Annotated in this window: 1 protein-coding gene and 1 pseudogene; both read left to right on the plus strand. The window is 76.5% G+C overall.

Annotated elements, in window-relative coordinates; genetic code table 11:
• Nucleotides 1-1,661: FtsX-like permease family protein (locus CLM62_RS44130; protein ID WP_143659261.1), on the plus strand; the 1,661-nt coding region annotated here is incomplete at its 5' end.
• A gap of 99 nt (nucleotides 1,662-1,760) precedes the next feature.
• Nucleotides 1,761-2,961 (plus strand): annotated as a pseudogene (locus CLM62_RS44135) (ABC transporter permease); the annotation flags it as partial.

The raw sequence follows: 2,961 nt of genomic DNA on the forward strand, positions 1-2,961 counted from the left end.
TCGGCATGCTGGCGATCGGGCAGGGCGCCTCCTGGGACCGCTCGCAGGACGACCAGGCCGACTTCCGCGCCGGGATGCCGGTGCGCGTGCTCGTCGCCGGGGACGCCGGGCTCGGCCGCAGCGAGGAGTACGCGGCCGTGCCGCACGTACGACAGGTCGCCCCCGCGGTGCGCGCGGAGCTGCCGCTGTCCGGCGACCGGACCGCGACGGTGCTGGCTCTGGACACCGCGCACGCGGCGGACACCGTGCTGATGCGCCCCGACCTGGCGTCCGAGCCGGTACGGCCGCTGTTGGCCGGGCTGGGCCCCAAGGGGACGACGGCGGGCGCGAAGGTCCCGGCGAACACCGCCCGGCTGCGGCTGACGGCGACCCTGGAAAGTTCGGGCTTCGGCACGACGGCGGACGTGACGGCCACCCTGGAGGACCGCTTCGGCACCCCCTACCGGATCTCGGCGGGCGAACTCCCCGCCGACGGCCGCAGCCACACGCTGGACCTGCCCGCCTCGCGGGGCCCGCTGACCCTCACCGACCTGCAGCTGGTCATGACCCAGCCGATCGGCCGCGCGGAACAACACCGGTTCATGGTCGAGGAGTTGACCGCCACGGACGCCGACGGGACCGTACGGCGGCTGCCCTTGCCCGACGGCTGGAAGGCCACCGTGCACAGCGACGGGGAGGTGTCGTCGCCGGACGGGCGGACGGAACCGACCAAGCCGCGCGTGACCACGTCGTCCGGAGCGCCGACGGTCGAGTACCGCACGGGGTACGTCCCGGGCGAGGAGAGGTGGGTCATCTCGTCGCTGACCGTGCGGGTGCGGGTCGCGCAGCCCGCGCCGCCCGAGGTCACGGCCGTCGCGACCGACCGCTTCCTGTCCTCGGCGGGCGCCCGGTCCGGGGAGCGCGTGGACGTGCCGTTCGGCGGCGGCACCGTACCGGTGCGGATCGTGGGCTCGGTGCGGGCGCTGCCGACCACGGCCGCCGAGGTGGGCGACGGCCCGGCGGTGGGCGGCTCCGGTGCCGACGGCGGGGCCCTGCTGGTCGATCTGCGGGCCGTGAACCGGGTGATTCAGGCGCGGTACGGCACGAGCGTCACGCCCACCGAGTGGTGGCTGCGAACGGCGCCGGGCGAGACGGCCGACGTCGCGGCTGCCCTGCGGGCGCGGCCCGACATGGATCCGGCGCAGGTCGTGGTGCGGGAGGAGATCGCCGAGCGGTTGCGGGACGACCCGTTCGGCGCGGGCCCCGAGGCCGCGTTCACCGCGGCGGCCGGGGTGGCGGCGGCGCTGGCCGCGGTCGGCTTCGCGGTGAGTGCGGCGGGCTCCCTGCGGGAGCGGGGCGCCGAGTTCGCCGTACTGCGTGCCCTGGGTGCCCCGCGCCGCCGGCTGGCCCGCACGATCGCCGTCGAGCAGGGCGTCCTGGTGGCGCTGGCACTGCTGGTGGGCGCGGCTTTGGGCACCGTGCTGACGCGGGCCGTGGTCCCGCTGATCGTGCTGACCTCCGAGGCCGCACAGCCTATTCCGCGGGTGCTGGTCGAGCTGCCGGTTCCCGACGTGGCGGTCCTGCTGGCGGCCGTGGCGGTCACGCCGGTGCTCGTCACGGCGGCGCTGGCGCTGCGCCGGGCGGATCCGGTGACGTCACTGCGCGAACAGGAGGGCGAGTGACGCGAACCGGGGGCGCGCGATGCGAACGGGCGGGCGAGTGACGGGAACGGGGGCGCGCGGGATGCGAACGGGAGGGCGAGTGGCAGGAGGGCGACTGAGGTGAATCCGGTCCTGGCTCCCTGGGTCCGCACCCGGCTGCGGTCCGCCCCCGGTGCCGCGTGCGCCCTCGCGCTGCTGGTGGCGCTGACCGCGTGCCTGGCCGCCGCGTTCCCGCGGGCCGTCGACCGGTACGAGGACGCCGGCCTGCGCCGGGCCCTCGACCAGGCCCGCCCCGAGCAGACCGGCGTCCAGCTCGCCGCCCCGCTGCCCGACCTCGAACTGACCCAGGCGCAACGGGAGGAGGCCCTGCGCCCCGGCCCCCTGTCCCGGCAGTACGCCCGGGCCCTCGCCACCGTCGAACGGCCGCTGGTCACCGACCCCGCCCAGTCGACATACGGCGTGCGCACCACCCGCGACCAGGCCGTGCCGGACCCCTGGCTGCCGAGGCCGTCCGGTCTGCCCGCGCAGGTCGCCCTCGTGGCCCAGCAGGGCCTGGCCGACCACGCGGACGTGCGTACGGGACGCCTTCCGCGCACGGCCGGCCCGGTCACCGCCGCGACGGCCGAGGTAGAGGCAGCGGTCAGCGCGGAGACCGCCAAGAACCTGCGCATCAAGGTCGGTTCGGTGCTCCACGTCCCCGGCGTGGAACGCGCCCCGCTCGTCGTCCGCGTGACCGGCATCGTCACCCCGCGAGACCCGGTCGGCGCCTACTGGTCGACCCAGCCCCTCCTGCGCACCCCCAGCCTGGTCCATCTGCCCGGTCCGTCCTTGGAGCAGGACCGGTACTGGCTCGGCGCCCTGCTGCTGGCCCCGGAGGCGGCCCCGGCCATGCTGGGCACGACCGGCAACCCTTGGCGGTACTGGCAGCCGGCCCTCGCCGCCGACGCCCTGCACGCCCACGAGCTGGAGGAACTCCGCTCCACGATCGCCTCGCTGGAATCCGGCCCGGGGCTGCGCGATCTCCGCGCGGCGACCGACCCGCTCACGAACGTCACCACCGATCTCGACGAGGTCCTCGCCTCCTACGGCCGCCTGCGCGAGGGCGTCCGACCGCTCGTCGCCGTCGCCGCGTTCGGCACCGGCACGGTCGCCGCCGTCGTCCTGCTGATGGCGGGCGGTCTCGCCGCCGACCGCCGCCGCACGGAACTCGTCCTGCTGCGCGCCCGTGGCGCCTCCCTGCGCGGCGTGGCGGGGAGGCTGCTCGCCGAGACGACGGTGGTCGCCCTGCCCGCCGGAGCGCTCGGCCTCGCGGCCGCCCTGC

Origin of the sequence: Streptomyces sp. SA15 (assembly GCF_002291145.1) — a bacterium.
Lineage (GTDB): Bacteria > Actinomycetota > Actinomycetes > Streptomycetales > Streptomycetaceae > Streptomyces.